This is a genomic window from Brucella sp. NBRC 12953 (assembly GCF_040369775.1).
Classification (GTDB): domain Bacteria; phylum Pseudomonadota; class Alphaproteobacteria; order Rhizobiales; family Rhizobiaceae; genus Brucella; species Brucella pseudogrignonensis.
Genome location: NZ_BAABSV010000013.1, coordinates 1 through 18060, shown reverse-complemented (window position 1 = coordinate 18060; position 18060 = coordinate 1). Strand labels below are relative to the sequence as shown.

The window sequence follows — 18060 nt, the reverse complement described above, 5'->3', positions numbered from 1 at the left end:
TGCGGACTGGGGAACAGGATTGCAGCGGCTGCAGGAAACAGGCCTGGCTCAACCGGGCTTATGGGAGGGAGCATGCAGGAGAGTTTCAAGGCATTGGCGCAGCGTGTGCGGTCGCGGATTGTCGCTCAGGCACGACCGGTCACAACCATCGAAACCTTCTATTGTCTGTTTCTTTCGATGAGTGATGGCAACGCGCGCGCCGTCACCGTGAAGGCTTGCGCAGCAACCATCGAAGCCTGCTGGTCGGCTTTGGTTGCAGAGGCGGAAGACCATCTCGCAGCCACGCCATTCCCCGTGAAATGGCTTCGCATTGAATGGGTTGATCAGGCGAGCGGGCTTTCCTGGAAGGCGCTGAAAACAAAAATTGCGGCGAGCAAGCGCAATTATTTTCGTGAGGGCATTGCCTTTGACTCAAAATTTTCCGCAGCCTTGCTCGAAATGGAGATCAACGCCAATGCGCTTGCTTATGGCGATGCGCAGCAAAGCCACGCCGTCATCAGCCTCGAAAAAGTCAATCAATATCTCAAGCGCAAAGGCGGATCGGAGCCTGCCAGCCCGACCGAGGACTGTGTGGTCTATCGTTTCACAACCCGAGGGGTGTTTGTCGAGGGCGGGCTGGCGGCAATTCATACGCTTGAGCAAGCAGGTCGCAACAGCGGTCGCCGGGTGATCGAAGCGCTTGATGGCGATGAACTGGATGGATTGATCATGCGCGGCAGTCTCTATCTTGCGTCGCAGGTCGATGAAACCGGTCGCTTCAATTATGGCTGGTATCCGTGCTTTGATCGCCCAATCCAAGGCTATAACAGCCTGCGGCATGCCAGTTCTCTTTACGCGATGATTGAAGCCTATGAGGTGACCCGCGATAAGCAGCTCAAAGATGCGATTGAACGCGGGCTCACCTATCTCACTGACCGGCTGATCAAACGGGTCGAACATCATGGCGCGACGGTGGCGGTGCTGGTCGATGCCCAGGACGAGGTCAAGCTCGGAGGCAATGCGGTCTGCCTGCTGGCGCTGGTTAAATATAGCGAGGTTCATCAAACCGCGCGCTATCACGTGTTGCTGGAGCAACTGGCCGCCGCCATTTGTTTGATGCAGGATCCTGAAAGCGGCGGTTTTTCGCATGTCCTGCACTATCCCGCGCTCACGCTGAAGGCGCAGTTTCGCACCATTTATTATGATGGCGAGGCGGCATTCGGTTTGTTGCGACTTTATGCGCTGACCGGAAACCAGCGATGGCTGGACACGGTCGAGCGGGCGTTTGAAGCCTTCATCAGCCAGGAGCATTGGAAAGCGCATGATCATTGGCTGGCCTATGCGGTCAATGAATTGACCCGCTACCGGCCCGAGCGGCGCTATTATCGCTTTGGTCTGAAGAATTTCGCCGACCATCTCGATTTTGTCACTCATCGGATCACCACTTTTCCGACCTTGCTGGAACTGATGATGGCCGCGCAGCAGATGCTGGAGCGGCTTGAAGCGGATGGTGCATTTGATGATCTGCTTGATGACGTTGACCGGGCAAAATTCTACCAGGCGCTTGAGACCCGTGCGCATTATCTTCTGAACGGGCATTTCTGGCCGGAACTGGCGATGTTTTTTGCCAATCCGAAGCGGATTGTCGGCAGTTTCTTCATTCGTCATCATGGGTTTCGCGCGCGCATCGACGATGTCGAGCACTATCTGTCGGGCTTGATCGCCTATCGGAACTACCGTCTGACACAGAGTGCGCGCAGCAAGCCCACGTCTGTGGTCGAGGCAGCCCCCCTTATGGACGAATACGAAGCCCGCGGACCGCTGGTGGCCTGGGGCGGGGATGTCAATCTCGGGCGGCGGCAGCATTATCGGACTGCCGAACTGGGGGTCGAAAATGTCCTGCAGATCCCTGCCTTGAAAAGAGCCGATCTCCGGATCGTCAATCTGGAATGCGTGGTGACGACGCTTGGCGAGCAAGGGATCAACAAGGGCGAAGGTGGACCCTATTATTACAGGGCGCGACCGGAAATGCTCGAAATACTAACCCGTTCCGGCATTGATATTGTTGCGACCGCCAACAATCACAGTGGCGATTACGGAAGTGCTGCGGTTCTCGACCAGACTGCCTGGCTGAAAGCTGCGGGGATCGGGTCGGTTGGCACCGGTGAGGACAGGGAGACCGCTTTCAGGCCGTTGTTTAGGCAGCTCGCTGACTTGCGGCTCGCCGTGTTCAATATCGACGCCACCCAGCATCGTTTTGCGGCTGGTTCTGACACTGCCGGTTCCGCCTATCTTCCGCTCGAGGCCCCTGCAATTTGGCTTGAGACGCTGACGCCCCGCATTGCCGAGGCGCGGCTGCAGGCGGATGTGGTGCTGGTCGCGGTGCATTGGGGTGATAATTTGGTCGCTCATCCCTCTGCGCAGAAGAGAGCCGCCGGTCAGGCAATCATTGACGCTGGTGCGGACGCTGTTCTTGGCGCTTCTGCCCACCTTCTGCAGGGGATTGAGGTTTATAAGGATCGTCCGATCCTGCATGATGCGGGCGACCTCCTGTTTGATGCGATCGGTAATGGCCCGGTCGCCACCGGGTTGTTTTCGCTCGAATTGAGCAGGGATGGGGTGAGGACGGTGCTGTTTACTCCGCTCAAGGGTGGTTTTGCGACGACCATTCAGCTGGAGGGAGCGGCGGCGATCCAAGCAAGTCGTGACTTTGCCAGCCGCTGCGAAGCTCTTGGGACGCGAATGGTGGTGACGGCATCGGGTGAAGGGGTGTTGCAGCTTGCGCCCCCTGCGCGGCCGCAGCGCGGGGCGTTTGGCCCGACGATGGAGCCTCCTGCATCACAGTTTGAAGGAAGGAGCATCGGACCAGCCCGTCAGGCTGCAATTGCGCCGGTCTGGACCCCGGCCGATGTCCCGGAGGATGCCCGTATTGCGCCGCAACTGTTTGGACCGCTCAGTTTGATGGGGGTCAGGGTCTGGCCACAGCAGTTGACCGAGCGGCAGATGCTATGGGTTGAGACATTCTGGATGTCAGACCGGCGGATGGACGAGGATATCCGCATCGATATCAAGGCAGTGCCGGTCCGACCCGGCAAAATGCGCGCCTGGGGCCGGGCAATGGATCACGATCCCTGTGACTGGCTGGTGCCGACCCGGGCCTTCAGACCCGGACAGCTTTATCGCGATCTTTACGGGTTGCGCCCGCCTTATCTCAAAGACTGGGAGAATGGAGAGCTTGCGGTTGAGATCGGCATTGTCTCAAAGCAGCATGAGGCACCGGCGATCCGGCTGCCTGCACGGGTTGCCTTGTCGATCGCTGGCAGGCCGCGGCCTGCGCAGTCTTCACAGGCTCAGCGAGCCATTGACGCACGAGCCTATCGCGAGACGTTCCCTCCGGAGATTGACGCCTGTATCAAAGGTCAGACATGGACCGCCGATCAGCTCGCCGCAGTGACCGGTGGCCATTGGCTGGTGGCGCCGAAGCCGGATTGGTTCGTGCGTTCGGTCATTCGCGGCCTGTCGCATCGCCAATTCACCGATGCACCAACGCTTTATGTCGCCTCGGAATTTGACCATTTGGCACGTCATGAACAATATTCCACCGCCCGCACGGGAATGGACACCCATGGCCTGATTGCAAAAAATCAGCATGTGCTGGCCGGGGCGATTGTCACAAAGCCGGTAGAGGGCTTGTCGGAAGATTTCCCGTTGCTGCAGGTGAAAGATCCGATCAAGGCGTTGATCGAATTGGGAATTGCGGCCAGAAGCCGCTTTGGTGGCGATGTGGTCGCGGTCACCGGAACTGCCGGCAAATCCACAACCGCAGCAATGATCCGGGCCATGCTGGGTCAGAACCGGAATGTCATTTCCAGTTATGACAATTACAATTCGCGGGTCGGCGCACCAGCCCTTCTGGCCAGTCTGTCCCCGCATCATGACGCTGCCATTGTTGAAATCGCACAAAGTGCACTTTGGATGCAGCGTGGCCCGGTCACCCGTCTGATCCGGCCGACCATTGCGCTGATTACCGAAATCGGTTGGTCGCAGACCGATCGCCGGGTGCGTTCGGTGGCAGATGTTGCAGAGTTCAAGTCGCGTATTTTTGACGGGTTGAGTGGCAAAGCAGTGGCGATTCTTGGCGATCATCTGCCCTGTTTTGACAGCGTAGCCGCAAAAGCGCGTGCGCATGCGCAGACACTGCTGGTGTTTGGCGAGGGGCCGCTGGCGACAATGCGCATTTTAGAACGCGAAATGCGCGCGGATGGCAGCGCGATCACGTTTCAGACGCCGGACGGATTGAACGGCCGGCTCAATGTTCCGTTGCCCGGCGATGGCATGATCCACAATGCGATGGCGGCGCTCACAGTTTTGTATGCGATGGGACATGACGTCACCCAATTAAAGGAGGGACTTGTGGATATGGCGCCGCAACCAGGCCGCCTGCAACGCTTTTCGCTTCGGCTTGCCGATGGCGAGGCAACCTTGATTGATGACAGCTGGAATGCGGAAATTCATTCCATGCTCAATGCCATTGCGGTGATGCGGCAAAGTGTTGTAGAGCGCCGAGGCCGCAGGATCGCGGTTTTGGGCCGCATCGTTCATCTGGGTGACATGAGCAAGGCGTTGCATCAAAGCCTTGCTGAACCGCTTGTGGAAGCGCGCCCGGATCTCGTGGTCACCCATGGCGACGAGATGCGCTATTTGCGCGAGAAACTGCCCAAGCAGCTGTTGGGGCCGCATTTTTCCAAAGCGGCGGATCTGGTCGATTTCCTCTCGGAGAGCATCAGGGCTGACGACGTCATTCTGGTAAAAGGCTCAAGACGGGATTCGGACTTCGGCGCGGTCTGCGACCTTCTCAAACAGCGTGTCGGATCCGTCAGCAGGCAAAAGATCCTGTCTTCCTCGCTCGGTGAAGTGCGGCAATTGCTCGGAGCAGATTGTGGCTTGAATCCGGCTGTGGACGATATGATGTTTGATGCCGTCGCCTTTTCTGTTGAGACGCTGAAACAGCGCTCCATCGCTGCGGTCAAAAGCGGTGCCGGAACGATGGGGCTGAGCAAGGGGGAATTGCAAAGACATCGATCGGCGATTGTTGCCACGATTGGCAGCGATCGGCACCCGCCTTTGTCTGACCGTCCGCATCTGCATGATACGAACTGGACACGGACCAGCAAGGCGATCGCAACGCTGCGGCGCAGCGCTTTTTCGGGGCGCATTTTTGCGGTGACGGGCAGCGCTGGAAAGTCGAGCGTCAACAGCATGTTGATGACCGTCTTACAAAAGATGCACGGATCGCAGGCGGTTCTGGCGACTACGGGAAATCAGAACATGTTCATGGGCGTCATGCACAGCTTGACCGCGTTGCAGCCGACGCATCGCTATTTGGTTCAGGAAGTGGCCGTCGGCCATGCGACCCGTTCGGCACCGATCCTCCGACCGCATATTGCCATTGTGACAAATATATCGGAGGCGCATCTGGAAGGATTTCATACGCTTGAAGGCATTGCGGACGCCAAATCGGCTGTTTTGCGGGCGCTGGAATCCGGTGGTCATGCAGTGATCTGCCGGGATGCGCAACTTTATGAGCGGGTGCGCGATCATGCGCTGCGCAAAGACGTTTCGATCATCACCTATGGCATGCATCAGGATGCGCAGTGGCGGCTGGCTGAATTTTGCAGCCAGACGGGCGCAGCCGACTATCAGACGCCCTATGGAAGGCTGCGTATGGTTTTGCTTCCCGGTGCACGCCATCAGGCGATCAATGCTGTGGGCTGCCTGGCCTGTCTTGATGCGGCGGGTGAGGATTGGCGCCGCGCAGCCATGCTGTTGCAGGACTGGTCGCCGCCGGCTGGGCGGGGGCTGGCTTTTTATGTTGCAGCTTCACCGAGCGGCCAGGCGATGGTTGTCGATGATGCTTTTAATGCGGCACCCATTGCAATGGCGGCAGCGGCGCAATCGCTGGCGTCCACGCAGTGCACGGGCAGACGGGTGTTGGTATTGGGTGAAATGTTGGAACTGGGTGAGAATTCACGCGCCATCCACCGCCGGTTGGCCGAGGCGATTGCCTGTCTCGCCATTGATGAGGTGCACGCGGTCGGCGAGGCATATTGCGACTTCTGGAGCGCTTTGCCGGTCCATCAGCGCGGGTCTTATCATCGGCGACGCGAGGATTTGCAGCAGGACCTGCAACACCGCATGCGCGATGGCGATGTCTGGTGGTTCAAGGGCGCGCATGGCAGCGGATTGCATCGGACGGTCGCAGCCCTGCGTGAGCGCGCGATCGGCCATCACAGAAATGCCGGATAGACAAAGCGGTGCAACGCAACCGCCAGCGCCGCAGGGTCTTTCGGCTTTTCAAGAGGGGGCGGGCTCACGGGGCGCGGGTTGTTGAGTCGCGCAGGATCAGCTCCGGTGTCCACAATTCACAACAGGTGTCTGCGGCTTTCTTATCGAGAATATCCATCAGCATGGAGGCGCATCTTTTGCCGGCCAGACGCATGGAGGATCGGGTGGCGGTGAGCGAGGGCACCATGTTTTCGGCACTGAGGAAAGAAATCACGTCGTCATGGGCAATCACCGACAGATCCTTGCCAATGGTGAGGCCGAAGGCGCGCGCCGCACGATAGATCCCAAGTGCCGTCATCATGGAGCCAGCGACAAAGGCGGTGGGCCTGATGGCACGGCTGAGCAATTTATGGGCGTGCTTGTATCCGATGTCATCGGTAAAATCGCCATGCGCCACCAGCTCAGGGTCAAAGGGGATGTGCTTTTCCTCCAGCGCTCTGCGATAGCCTTCATCCCGATGCAATGAAAAAGTAAAGCCCGAGCGGCCATTAATCATGGCGATCTGGCGATGACCGAGATCGATGAGATGGGCGGTCGAGCGATAGACAGCGAATTCATTGTCGATATCAAGCCATGGATGCGGGATGTCGATGTCCGAGCGACCGTGAACCACAAAGGGCATGCCCAGCTCGTGCAGAATCCGGATCCGCGGGTCATTCGGCTTGGGCGAGGTGACGATGATCGCGTCGACGCGTCGGCTGGTGGCCAGACGGCGACAGAGCTCGACTTCGTCATCGGAACCATTGTTGGCGATCGGGCTGACCAGAATATCGACTTCGTCGAGACAGAGCCGCTCGGCCATGCCGCGCATGAATTCGGCAAAATGAAACTCGCTGTTGCGCCCCATGACCACCCCAATGGCGCCAGCTCGGCCGGTGACAAGGCGCACCGCATTGATGTTGGGCTGGTAACCCAGGCGAAAGGCCTCCTGGATCACCCGGCGGCGGGTGGATTCGGCCACTTCGGGATAGCCGCTCAGAGCACGACTGACGGTTGTGGCGGAGAGGCCTAACTGTTTGGCAAATTCACGGAGTTTCATTGGGTCTAACGATTTGAGGGGCCGCAGCTCTGCGCAGTATAGCGGTTCTTCGCGGATAAACAATTCGCGGGATATTGTGAGGGATATCCAGGCCTTGCAGATGACAGAGAGCCAAACCGATTTCAATTTATCCGCCGTTTCACGCATGTACCCTCCAGATAATGACCAGCTTTTTGTTGGTGCTGGGTCGCAATGGCCGGACCCAGGCATGCCAGATGGGCTCCAATCTTTGGGATCGCGTTCAGTCGGTCGTCTGAACTGCGGCTTGACAGCGCGCCCGGCTTCTGCAAGGCTTTCGCAACCAAACCGTTTTCGAATTATACAGACCGCTTCCTGAGCGGATGGGAGGAGGAAATGATGAAGGCATTTCAGGGGGCCGTCGGCGCCTTTGTGGCTTTGGGCTTTGCAAGTGGGATGGCGCAAGCGGCGGAGATCGCGATCGCCGCCAATTCGACCGGCAACAATATCCAGTTTCTGCAGGCGCAGATCGATAAGTTCGAGCAGCAGAGTGGCCACAAGGTCCGTATTGTTGCGATGCCTCCCTCGAGCAGCGAGCAGTTCAGTCAATATCGCTTGTGGCTGGCGGCGGGCAATGCGGATATCGATGTCTACCAGACCGATGTGGTCTGGGCGCCGCAGCTTGCCGATCAGTTCATCGATCTGACCGACGCTGCCAAGGACGTCGTGGCCACGCATTTTCCCTCCATCATCGCGTCGCAGACGGTGAACGGAAAACTGGTGGCGCTGCCGTTTTACACCGACGCGCCAGCCCTTTTTTACCGCAAGGATCTGCTGCAGAAATATGGCAAGGCCGTGCCAAAAACCTGGGATGAGATGAGGACCACGGCGCGCGCGATCATGGAAAAGGAGCGCGCGCAAGGTCAGAGAGATCTTTGGGGCTATGTCTTTCAGGGCAATGCCTATGAGGGTCTGACATGCAATGCCCTGGAGTGGATCAATTCATCGGGCGGCGGCCAGATTGTCGAGGCGGATGGAACGATTTCCGTCAATAATGCAGCGGCGGCTGCAGCCCTTGATCGGGCGAAAGACTGGATCGGCACGATCGCGCCGCAGGGTGTTCTGGCCTATCAGGAAGAGGAAGCGCGCGGCGTTTGGCAGACCGGGAATGCCGTTTTCATGCGCAATTGGCCTTATGCCTATGCGCTTGGAAACAATGATGACAGTGCGGTGAAGGGAAAATTCGATGTCGCACCGCTTCCGGCCGGCAAGGCGGGGGCAGCACCGGCCTCGGCGCTCGGCGGCTGGAACCTCGCTGTCTCGACTTATTCCACCAAGCAGGATGCGGCGATCGCGCTGGTGAAGTATCTGGCATCCGCCGAGGTTCAAAAGGTGCAGGCCATCGAGATATCGCGCCTGCCAACGATTGCAGCACTTTACGACGATCCGGACATTATCGCGGCGCAGCCGTTCATGGCGCATTGGAAGCCGATCTTTGAGAACGCAGTTCCACGGCCTTCAGCGGCGACCAAGATCAAATATAACGAGGTTTCGGCAAAATTCTGGACTGCGGTGCACAACACCCTTTCGGGGCAGGGAACGGCTGCTGACAATCTCGAAATGCTTGAAGTCGAGCTGACGGAACTGGAGGGGTCCGGCTGGTAGCCGCGCATCGCTCGGCGTTTGGACGGTTGAGCGCACTGGATTAGGGAGCAAGCGGGAGGAGGACGATGGCAGAGATTTTGGTTGAGGTTTCGCCCCGGCACAGGCGCCGCCGCCCGCAGTCCGATTTGAAACGCGCGCGCGTCCGCGCCGCCTGGGTGTTCCTGGCGCCGACCCTTGTAGTGCTGGCGCTTGTGGCAGGATGGCCGCTGCTGAGAACCATTTATTTCAGCTTCACAAATGCATCGCTGACAAATCTCGCGGGCGCCGAATTTGTCGGCTTCAAAAACTACCTCTCCTGGGTGACGCTGAAGAGCGGACGCACGGTCTATCGTGGGCTTCTCGCGGATCCGGCCTGGTGGGGTGCGGTGTGGAACACAATCCGCTTTACTTTTTTTTCGGTCAGTCTGGAAACCGCTTTCGGCTTGATCGTGGCATTGGTGCTCAATGCGCGCTTTCCGGGACGCGGTCTGGTGAGAGCAGCTATCCTGATCCCTTGGGCGATACCGACCATCGTCTCGGCAAAAATGTGGGGATGGATGCTCAATGATCAGTTCGGCATCTTGAACGATATCCTGCTCGGCCTTGGGCTGATCAGCCAGAAAATCGCCTGGACCGCCCATCCGGACACCGCGATGATCGCCATTCTTATCGTGGATGTCTGGAAGACAACGCCTTTCATGGCGCTGTTGATCCTTGCTGGTCTGCAGATGATTCCATCCGATATCTATGAGGCGGCCCGCGTCGATGGGGTGCATCCGCTCAAGGTGTTTTGGCGCGTTACACTGCCGCTGATCCGGCCGGCCCTGATGGTGGCTGTCATCTTCCGAATGCTCGACGCCTTACGGATTTTCGATTTGATCTATGTGCTGACCCCTAACAATGCCCAGACAAAGACAATGTCGGTGTTTGCGCGCGAGAACCTGTTCGACTTTGACAAATTTGCCTATGGCGCGACGGCCTCCACGATGTTGTTCGTGATCATCGCGGCGATCACCTTGCTTTACATGTTCTTCGGGCGCGTAAGCATCGCCAGTCGGGGGGAATGATGATGCGGGCGCTGAAGTTTATAGGATTTTATCTGGTTGTTGCGGTCATCATCGTGGTCGCTGTGTTTCCCTTCTACTACGCAATTCTGACCAGTTTCAAATCCGGTACCGCGCTGTTTACGGTTGATTTGTGGCCGCGCAGCTTTTCGCTTGATAATTATGCATCGGTGCTGGCGAAAGGCGGCTTCCTGCGCAGCCTGGGAAACTCACTTCTGGTGGCGACAGTGGTGGTTGCCCTGTCACTTTTGCTGGCGGTTTCAGCCGCCTATGCGCTGGCCCGGGTTCATTTTCGTGGTCGTGGGCTGCTGTTGCTCACCATTCTGTCGGTTTCTATGTTTCCGCAGATCGCGGTTCTGGCCGGTCTGTTCGAGCTCATCCGCTTTCTCGGTATCTTCAACACGCCGCTGGCGCTGATTTTCTCCTATATGATCTTCACGCTTCCCTTCACCGTCTGGGTCTTGACGACTTTCATGCGCGATCTTCCGGTGGAAATAGAGGAGGCAGCGATTGTTGACGGCGCCACACCGTTTGTCATCATTACAAGAGTGTTCATGCCGCTGATGTGGCCAGCGCTGGTGACGACGGGGCTCCTCGCATTCATTTCCGCTTGGAATGAATTCCTGTTTGCACTGACCTTCACGGCCTCTGCCGGCCAGCGCACGGTTCCCGTGGCGATCGCCTTGCTGTCGGGGAGTTCGCAGTTCGAAATCCCCTGGGGCAATATCATGGCGGCATCGGTGATCGTGACCGTGCCGCTTGTCATCCTTGTTCTCATCTTTCAGCGGCGGATCGTATCAGGTCTGACGGCCGGTGGCGTGAAAGGATAGAAAATTACATGGCTGAACTGCAATTGCGTAATCTGCGCAAGTCATTTGGGACCTTCGAGGTCATCAAAGGCGTCGACATGGATATCCGTGCCGGCGAATTCATGGTGTTCGTCGGTCCGTCGGGATGTGGCAAGTCGACCCTGTTGCGGTTGATCGCCGGGCTCGAAGATATCACCTCCGGCAGCCTTTTGATCAATGGGGTTGAGGTCAATGGTCTGAGTCCATCCAAACGCGGTGTGGCGATGGTTTTTCAGTCCTATGCGCTTTATCCGCATATGACGGTCTATCAAAACATGGCGTTCGGCATGCAGCTTGCCGGCAGCAGCACACAGGCTTGCAAGCGGCGTATTGCGCAGGCTGCCGAGATGTTGCAGTTGACCCCCTATCTTAACCGATTGCCGCGCCAGCTTTCTGGTGGTCAAAGGCAACGGGTTGCAATCGGTCGCGCGATTGTCCGCGACCCGAAACTGTTTTTGTTTGATGAGCCGCTCTCCAATCTCGATGCGGCGTTGCGCGTTGCGACGCGGCTGGAAATTGCAAAGCTGCACCACAGCATGGCGGGAACCACTATGATCTATGTCACTCATGACCAGGTCGAGGCGATGACCCTTGCCGACCGGATCTGTGTTTTGCGTGACGGGCGGGTTGAACAGATCGGAACGCCGCTTGAATTGTATCAACATCCCAATTCGACCTTTGTCGCATCCTTCATTGGTTCGCCAAAAATGAATCTGCTTTCCGGCCAGCATGCCGCGCGGTTTGGAGCGCCGTTGGTTGGGATCCGTCCCGAACATCTGCTATTTGTCGGCGGGGATGGTTGTTGGAACGGTCGGGTCATCCATTCGGAAATTCTGGGTTCTGACAGCTATGTCTATGTTGATCTGGGGCTGGATGAGCCGCTTGTGGTCCGGGAAAGCGGCGTTTCGCTGTTAGAATCCGGAGCGCCTGTATCGATCCAGCCGATGGCCGCGCATATGCACTGGTTTGATCAGGATGGGCGGGCGCTTGTTAAAGCTGATGAACCAAAGGATGAAGAAATTCAGGAACAATCCGCGGCGCGATTGGGTTTTCCTGTCTGAAGTGTTCTCCCGAACGAAAATGAAACGGCGGCGATGGCGTCGCGATAAAAGGAGAAATCAGGTGTCGATACGGACAATCGTCTGGGGTGAGAATATCCATGAGCAGAGCAATGAAACCGTGCGTCAACTTTATCCTGAAGGGATGCATCACACGATCGCCGCAGCGTTGAATGCAGACAATGCGATTGCGGCCTCCACAGCCACATTGCAGGAAGCCGACCATGGTCTGACCGAAGAGCGGCTTGCTGAAACGGATGTTCTGGTCTGGTGGGGGCATCAGGACCATGGCGGTGTCAGGGACGATGTGGTGGAACGGGTCGCGCGGCGGGTGTTTGAAGGCATGGGGCTGATAGTTCTGCACTCGGGACATTTCTCGAAGATCTTCAAGCGACTGATGGGGACACCCTGCGCGCTGAAGTGGCGGGAGGCCGGTGAGCGCGAGCGTGTATGGGTGGTCAATAAGGGTCATCCGATCGCGCAGGGGCTTGGCGAGAACTTCGTGCTGGAAAACGAGGAAATGTATGGCGAGCAGTTTTCGGTCCCCGAGCCGCTGGAGACGGTGTTCATTTCCTGGTTTGCAGGCGGCGAAGTGTTCCGCTCCGGCATGACCTGGCGTCGCGGGGCGGGCAATGTGTTTTATTTCCGGCCCGGGCATGAAACCTACCCGACCTATCATGATGAGAATGTCCATCTGGTTCTGCGCAACGCCGTCAAATGGGCCCATAATCCGCAGCCGGCTTTTACGGCCATTCACACCGCGCCCAATGTTGCAGTCGAACAGGCTCTGGAGCCGATCGTTGAGCGCGGACCCAAACTGCATAAGCCGGGCGAAGCCGGCTATCGTTGAGGTGAAGCATGCGTCTTCTCATTCTTGGAACAGGCGGCATGGCGAGAAATCATGTCGAGGCCTTCGCGGCGATCGATGGCGTTGAAGTTGTAGCGGCCTGCGATGTGTCGGCGGAGCGCGTCGATGCCTTTTCGGAAAATCACGGCATTCATAATCGTTTCACCCGGCTTGAGGATGCGCTTGACTGGGACCGTTTTGACGCGGTCGCCAATGTCACGCCTGATGCTATCCATCACCCGACATCAGTGGCGTTGGCCGGTGTGGGCAAGCACATTTTCTGCGAGAAGCCGCTGGCGGAAAGCTATCACAAGGCCGCTGAAATGGCGGATGCGGCCGAACAGGCTTCGATTGTGAATATGGTTAATCTGACCTATCGCAATGTGGCGCCGCTGCAGAAGGCGCGACAGCTTGTGATGGCGGGCGAGATCGGGCAGATCCGCCATTTTGAAGCCTCCTATCTGCAAAGCTGGCTGGTTTCCAAGACCTGGGGGGACTGGAAGTCGGAAAGCAAATGGCTGTGGCGCCTTTCAACCCGGCATGGTTCCAATGGCGTGCTGGGGGACGTCGGCATTCATATTCTGGATTTCGCATCCTATGCCATCGGCAGTGACGTGGAACGCGCTTCCGCGCGGCTCAAGACCTTTGACAAGGCGGAGAACGACCATATCGGCGAATATGTGCTGGATGCCAATGACAGCTTCGTCATGATGGCGGAATATGGCAATGGCGCACTCGGCGTCATTCATGCCAGTCGCTGGGCGACGGGCCATCTCAATGAGCTGCGTCTGCGCATCCATGGCGACAAGGGGGCGCTGGAAGTCATTCACACGCCGATCGGCTCAAGCCTGCGCGGCTCGATCGGTGCCGACATTGAAGTTCCATCTTGGCGTGACATAGAGGTGGAGGCGGTGGAGACAAATTACCAGCGCTTTGCCCGCGCCGTTGCTGATGGTGTTGGACTGGAGCCGAATTTCCGCCATGCTGCCAATCTGCAACGTGTGCTGGATCACGCGCTGAGCGGGGACGCCCCGTTACCGCCGGTTGGAGCAAATTGAACAGCCTGTCGGTCTGTCGGCTCGGCGGCTAATGACTGCTGTCATGGCAGATTTGCATCAGCGCGCGTGGGCAGTGCCCTTCGCGGCGGCTGACCGGCTGGCGTTTGCTCGCCGCATGCCTTCCTTGAAGGATCGTTTGCCGTCACTTTGACAACGCCTGCGCGTCTGCCGCCAGGGCAGATTGAACGGGCTCGGTAAAGTGGAGACACGACTTTGCGCTCTGGGCTGATTTGGCTCAACTGGCGGCGAAGGCCGTTGGCTTGAGAATGGGACGCAGCGGCTGGGGTGCTACACAGAGATAGCCGGCCAGCAGACGCGTCACATGTTCAACGGCATCATCTTCGTCTGTCATGACCTGTCCACAGTCGTTGATGATCAGGGCATGGGTCAGGCTTTCAACCGTCGTCACGCAGATAAAGGCCGCGGTATCAAGATCCTGTAACAGGATTTCGTGCTGGCAGAGTTGCATGAAGCTTTTCACAAGTTCAAGCGTATCCTTGCGGATTGCCTCCACTTCCGCAAGTCTGCCAATGCGGGGGACTTCCTCTTTAAAGATGCGGTGAAGCTCTGGGTCAATGCGGTGTGCTGCGAGCATGGCGCGGACCAGCTCTCGCATCACATCAACGAGGGTGGCATGTGCGCATTGGCGCATCGCCTTTTCGAGAAGGTCCAGGATTTCTCGATTGTGCCGGGCGACCAGTGCTGCAATCAATGCCTGCTTGTTGGGGAAATACTGGTAAAGGGAACCAATGCTGACACCGGCCACCGCGGCGATGCGATTGGTGCTGGCACGCGCATAGCCTTCCTGTGTCAAAACGCGAGCAGTCGCGTCCAGTATGGCTGAGACGGTGACGCGCGAGCGCTGCTGGGATGCCGATTTTCGGGGATTTGTCAGGACTTGCAGGGTCACGGTTCTAAATTCCAAAAGCGAGTAGACAATGTGAGTATATGCTCACATATTTAGTATAGTTCGTCAACAAGCTAGTTAGATGACGCCTTTCTGCAATCAAATTGCAGAATAGGAGCTTTTTGACTTTATTTTTCAGAAACAAGAAAAGACCGTTCCAGAATGCGTAAAGTAATCGTGATCGTGATGATGATTTTTCCTTCAATTGTTTTGTCTGCCTGCGGCAATATGGGGGCCCGTTCGACCCTTGGAGCTGGATCCTGTGGCTCGGCAATCGAGAATTCGACATCGGCTCGAGGATGCGTTCAGCCGAAACTCGGCTGGAAAGGGGCGAGCGGCAGTGGCTATCGCATTGGCGGGTAAGGCATTGCGCGTTGGCCTTTACAGCGTGCGGCGATCAACCGGAAGTGTCCTCGCAACGCAGATTTGAAAGCGTCTGACAGCCGGATCCCGATCGCCAACAGCCATGCCGTTCCCATCCTCAGAGCCATGGCGGGTTCCGGGCGTTTCAATCAACTGTCTTTCAGCTCGATCGACGCGCGGCGGTTGCGCGTCGGTGCTGTATGAATCGGCTGCCGCCGGCCACACGCTTCATCGGGCTGCCATGACGATTTACACTGCCAGGAGAATCATTTCTTTTGCGTTTTTTTGAAAGGAATTTTTACGTTGAAGATTGAAGAACTGATTGGCGTCGAATGTTTGAAGGCGATCCTGGAATATAAGGGAAAAATTCTGCTTGAGTTTGATTTTCCGGACGACATGGAGACGGGCCGTGTTCACATGGAGCTGGATTCCGACAATGCCCGCAAGGTTGCGCAGTTTCTGTTGCGCGCCGCAGACGGCATCGATGGGGTTATCAACCACACCCTCAATTGAGAGCAGACCGAAGCGCGTTTTGTCGGCTGCTGAAAGCCATAAGCCATTTCAGGCGAGACGGGTCGATACCAAGTGAATGGCGAGAGAGGGGGCTCTCGCCATTCTTTGACTGCGTCGGTTGAGCTTGGGTATTGTGCAGTCAAAATTCGTGACATGCAGACGGATCCCGCTGTATGTTTTGAACGAGGCATTGCTATGCTGATTGCGAGGCTCAGCAAAGTTTCATACCGTTCGTAACGGCGACACCAACAAGTGTGCTGGCGTTGGCGGAACCCGTTACGCCACCATGGTGTTCATTTCTGGTGCAGGAAGGCCCGGGGCTTTTGCGCGCATGAGCTGCTTGGAACAAGCAAAGCGGTCGACGGGTTGCCAGATGCATCCAGGGATTTGCTGGCGACAAGACAAGGTGTGCGTAAGACAGCCTCAACGCTACGTCGTCACAATTGAACTCTGCAATGATGCGTGCAGGGACGGTCTGAAACTCAACAATCCTTGGCGATCTTCGACGAGGAACGCTGTTTACCGGCGTCGGTCGATCGCATCAAATCTATTCAATCGCTGCCACTGCCGCCGAAAGCCCTCGCGTCGGTGCATTGAGCACGACAGAGCCGCGGTGGCTGGAGCGATAAGATACGCCGACAGGGGCATTATTCTCGATCTGCTTTCGAATGATGGGAACAAGTGAAACGAATGCAGTACAGGCCAGACCATCGCAAGCTCCAATCTTGATGGAGAGGGTCTGCTTCTGTGCATCGAACCGCAGTGTGATCCGATCCTCAACAATGATATCTGCTGGTACACGCAATATCAGCATCGGTTTTCCTGCTTCCGTTGCGGCCAGTGACCAGCTGAACACGAAGGCGCCTTTGTCATCCTCTATCGTTTGGGTGACATTGCAGATCTTGTTCATTGCTTTGAGGTCTTCGTCACAAATCAGATCCCAGTTCTGGAATGGACGAATGACCCTTCGATAGCTCCCTTGTTCGGCTCCGGCAGGTAAGGCCACGATGGAAGGCTTGACCTTGAACGCCTCGATTGGGACTTGATTGGACCAAGCGGGTTGCCCCCCGCAAACAATTATGGACCACAGGACAAAGAGGATCTTGCGCACGCCACTCACCTCAATTCAGTGTAAAACTGATACCGCCGCCCATGCCAAGGTACCCACCACTGGACGTCGCGGTCAGGTTAGCACGCACATTGCTATTCTCATTTGTGTAGCCAAGCCCAAAGGCGGCAGCGCCGTGTCCCCGCCATGCCCCGCCACCAAACGCCAAGCTTAATTTGCCCGGTCGGTCGTCAAATCTCAAAGAGGCGGCTGCGAGTCCGATTGCTGCGGCCCGTCGCGCTTCACCACGGACGTCGCGAATTTCGGAACTCAACTGCCCAAGACCCTGATCGAGCCTATTTGATAAAGCGCCCACATCCTGTGACACCTGAGAAAATTTCTTGTCCGTATAGTTTGTTGAGGACATGAGGGCCTGGGTTCCGATTTCGTCCGTGTAAGCCATGCCTTGATCCAAAATTGCCTTGTCCGCCTGATCGGCATAAACCTTGGATTGATGCGCATAATCGGCGTTCTGTGCCGCGATATCCTGCTTGGCTTGGTTCAGTTGTCGCAGATTGACACTATCTTGCGCGTCAATACCGTCAGCAACGTTTTTCAAAAGCACGGGTGCGCTGGGATCGCCGCCGAGCAGTGTAACCGCATTGGTGCGGCCACCGCCTGGTGCCGTATCGTAGGAAATATCGTTGGCCTGTGCCGATGCAAGGTCGCTCACGCGGTCATTGACGGTGCCGATATTTGTGTCAAGCGCTGCCACAGCTGCACCGACATTGTTATGGATATCGGCCGTCTCAGCAACACGCCCATCGCGATCAATCGCTGCAACAGTGTATTCTGGCGCTGTGATGCGGCCATCCGTGTTTGTGGTTGATCCACCACCCAAGGCGCTTGCAGTTGCCTTTCCGGCGTCTTCGATCCGACCCAGAACAGTTTCGTCAGCGCCAATGCCTGCCAGTTGCGCACCAGCCTTGTCGGCTGCTGTGCGTGCTTTGTCTGCGCTATCCTGTGCAGCGTTTGCAGTGGTCTGTGCGTTATCGGCTGACGCCTGTGCGGTATTGGCTGTCGACTGCGCATGATCGGCCGCTGTCCTGACACTGTCCGCGGCGGTTTGTGCTGTGCTGGCAGCCGCTGCCACGGTTTGCAACTGGCCAAGATTGACAGCATCCTTCACAAGCACACCATCGGCGATGTTGGAAATCCTGCTGGTTTCCGATGATCCGTGGCGCGCATCGAACGCACTGGCGGTCTCGTTCCACAGCAATGCATCCTCACCAAGACGATCGGCCTTGGTCGCAAGGTCGCTCACGCGGTCATTGACGGTGCCGATATTTGTGTCAAGCGCTGCCACAGCTGCACCGACATTGTTATGGA

General features: G+C 57.2%; 12 protein-coding genes. 8 read left to right on the top strand and 4 right to left on the bottom strand.

The window, feature by feature from the left end:
- The first annotated feature begins 72 nt into the window (after positions 1 to 72).
- Entirely contained in the window at positions 73 to 6285 is a 6213-nt protein-coding gene (locus ABWV94_RS21955) for a Mur ligase family protein (RefSeq protein WP_353415337.1), read from the top strand.
- A 64-nt stretch (positions 6286 to 6349) separates the two neighbouring features.
- Here ABWV94_RS21955 and ABWV94_RS21950 read toward each other — a convergent pair whose 3' ends face one another.
- Positions 6350 to 7363, bottom strand: coding sequence for a LacI family DNA-binding transcriptional regulator (locus ABWV94_RS21950; RefSeq protein WP_353415383.1), 1014 nt, complete (start codon positions 7361 to 7363; stop codon positions 6350 to 6352).
- A 357-nt stretch (positions 7364 to 7720) separates the two neighbouring features.
- Here ABWV94_RS21950 and ABWV94_RS21945 point away from each other — a divergent pair, with 357 nt between their 5' ends.
- The 6 genes from ABWV94_RS21945 (at position 7721) to ABWV94_RS21920 (ending at position 13840) form a co-directional block, all read left to right on the top strand.
- Positions 7721 to 8986, top strand: a complete 1266-nt coding sequence (locus tag ABWV94_RS21945; RefSeq protein ID WP_353415382.1) for an ABC transporter substrate-binding protein — start codon at positions 7721 to 7723, stop codon at positions 8984 to 8986.
- A gap of 65 nt (positions 8987 to 9051) precedes the next feature.
- A complete protein-coding gene (locus ABWV94_RS21940) occupies positions 9052 to 10032 on the top strand; it encodes a carbohydrate ABC transporter permease (protein WP_502905208.1) in 981 nt (326 codons plus the stop codon).
- A gap of 2 nt (positions 10033 to 10034) precedes the next feature.
- Positions 10035 to 10859, top strand: a complete 825-nt coding sequence (locus ABWV94_RS21935) for a carbohydrate ABC transporter permease (protein ID WP_502905207.1) — start codon at positions 10035 to 10037, stop codon at positions 10857 to 10859.
- Between the two features lie 8 nt (positions 10860 to 10867).
- A complete protein-coding gene (locus ABWV94_RS21930) occupies positions 10868 to 11938 on the top strand; it encodes an ABC transporter ATP-binding protein (protein ID WP_353415335.1) in 1071 nt (356 codons plus the stop codon).
- Positions 11939 to 11999: 61 nt separating this feature from the next.
- Positions 12000 to 12785, top strand: a complete 786-nt coding sequence (locus ABWV94_RS21925) for a ThuA domain-containing protein (RefSeq protein ID WP_162761646.1) — start codon at positions 12000 to 12002, stop codon at positions 12783 to 12785.
- 8 nt (positions 12786 to 12793) lie between these two features.
- The gene (locus tag ABWV94_RS21920) at positions 12794 to 13840 is read left to right on the top strand and encodes a Gfo/Idh/MocA family protein (protein WP_113496485.1); all 1047 of its coding nucleotides are present in this window, start codon (positions 12794 to 12796) and stop codon (positions 13838 to 13840) included.
- A gap of 235 nt (positions 13841 to 14075) precedes the next feature.
- Here the strand turns inward: ABWV94_RS21920 and ABWV94_RS21915 are convergent, their stop codons facing one another.
- The gene (locus ABWV94_RS21915; RefSeq protein WP_113496484.1) at positions 14076 to 14750 is read right to left on the bottom strand and encodes a TetR/AcrR family transcriptional regulator; all 675 of its coding nucleotides are present in this window, start codon (positions 14748 to 14750) and stop codon (positions 14076 to 14078) included.
- Between the two features lie 663 nt (positions 14751 to 15413).
- Between ABWV94_RS21915 and ABWV94_RS21910 the strand changes: the two genes are divergently transcribed.
- A complete protein-coding gene (locus ABWV94_RS21910) occupies positions 15414 to 15623 on the top strand; it encodes a hypothetical protein (RefSeq protein ID WP_039861170.1) in 210 nt (69 codons plus the stop codon).
- Positions 15624 to 16170: 547 nt separating this feature from the next.
- On the opposite strand, the gene ABWV94_RS21905 is transcribed toward ABWV94_RS21910, so the two are convergent.
- Positions 16171 to 16734 carry an invasion associated locus B family protein gene (locus ABWV94_RS21905; protein WP_113496482.1) on the bottom strand — a complete coding sequence of 188 codons (564 nt, stop codon included), beginning with the start codon at positions 16732 to 16734 and terminating at the stop codon, positions 16171 to 16173.
- Positions 16735 to 16744: 10 nt separating this feature from the next.
- A partial coding sequence (locus ABWV94_RS21900; RefSeq protein ID WP_353415334.1) for a YadA-like family protein occupies positions 16745 to 18060 on the bottom strand: 1316 nt, incomplete at its 5' end.

Coding starts and splice junctions, on each gene's coding strand:
- ABWV94_RS21945 (WP_353415382.1), top strand. CDS start 7,721: ATGAAGGCATTTCAGGGGGCCGTCGGCGCCTTTGTGGCTTTGGGCTTT.
- ABWV94_RS21935 (WP_502905207.1), top strand. CDS start 10,035: ATGCGGGCGCTGAAGTTTATAGGATTTTATCTGGTTGTTGCGGTCATC.
- ABWV94_RS21930 (WP_353415335.1), top strand. CDS start 10,868: ATGGCTGAACTGCAATTGCGTAATCTGCGCAAGTCATTTGGGACCTTC.
- ABWV94_RS21950 (WP_353415383.1), bottom strand. CDS start 7,363: ATGAAACTCCGTGAATTTGCCAAACAGTTAGGCCTCTCCGCCACAACC.
- ABWV94_RS21920 (WP_113496485.1), top strand. CDS start 12,794: ATGCGTCTTCTCATTCTTGGAACAGGCGGCATGGCGAGAAATCATGTC.
- ABWV94_RS21955 (WP_353415337.1), top strand. CDS start 73: ATGCAGGAGAGTTTCAAGGCATTGGCGCAGCGTGTGCGGTCGCGGATT.
- ABWV94_RS21940 (WP_502905208.1), top strand. CDS start 9,052: ATGGCAGAGATTTTGGTTGAGGTTTCGCCCCGGCACAGGCGCCGCCGC.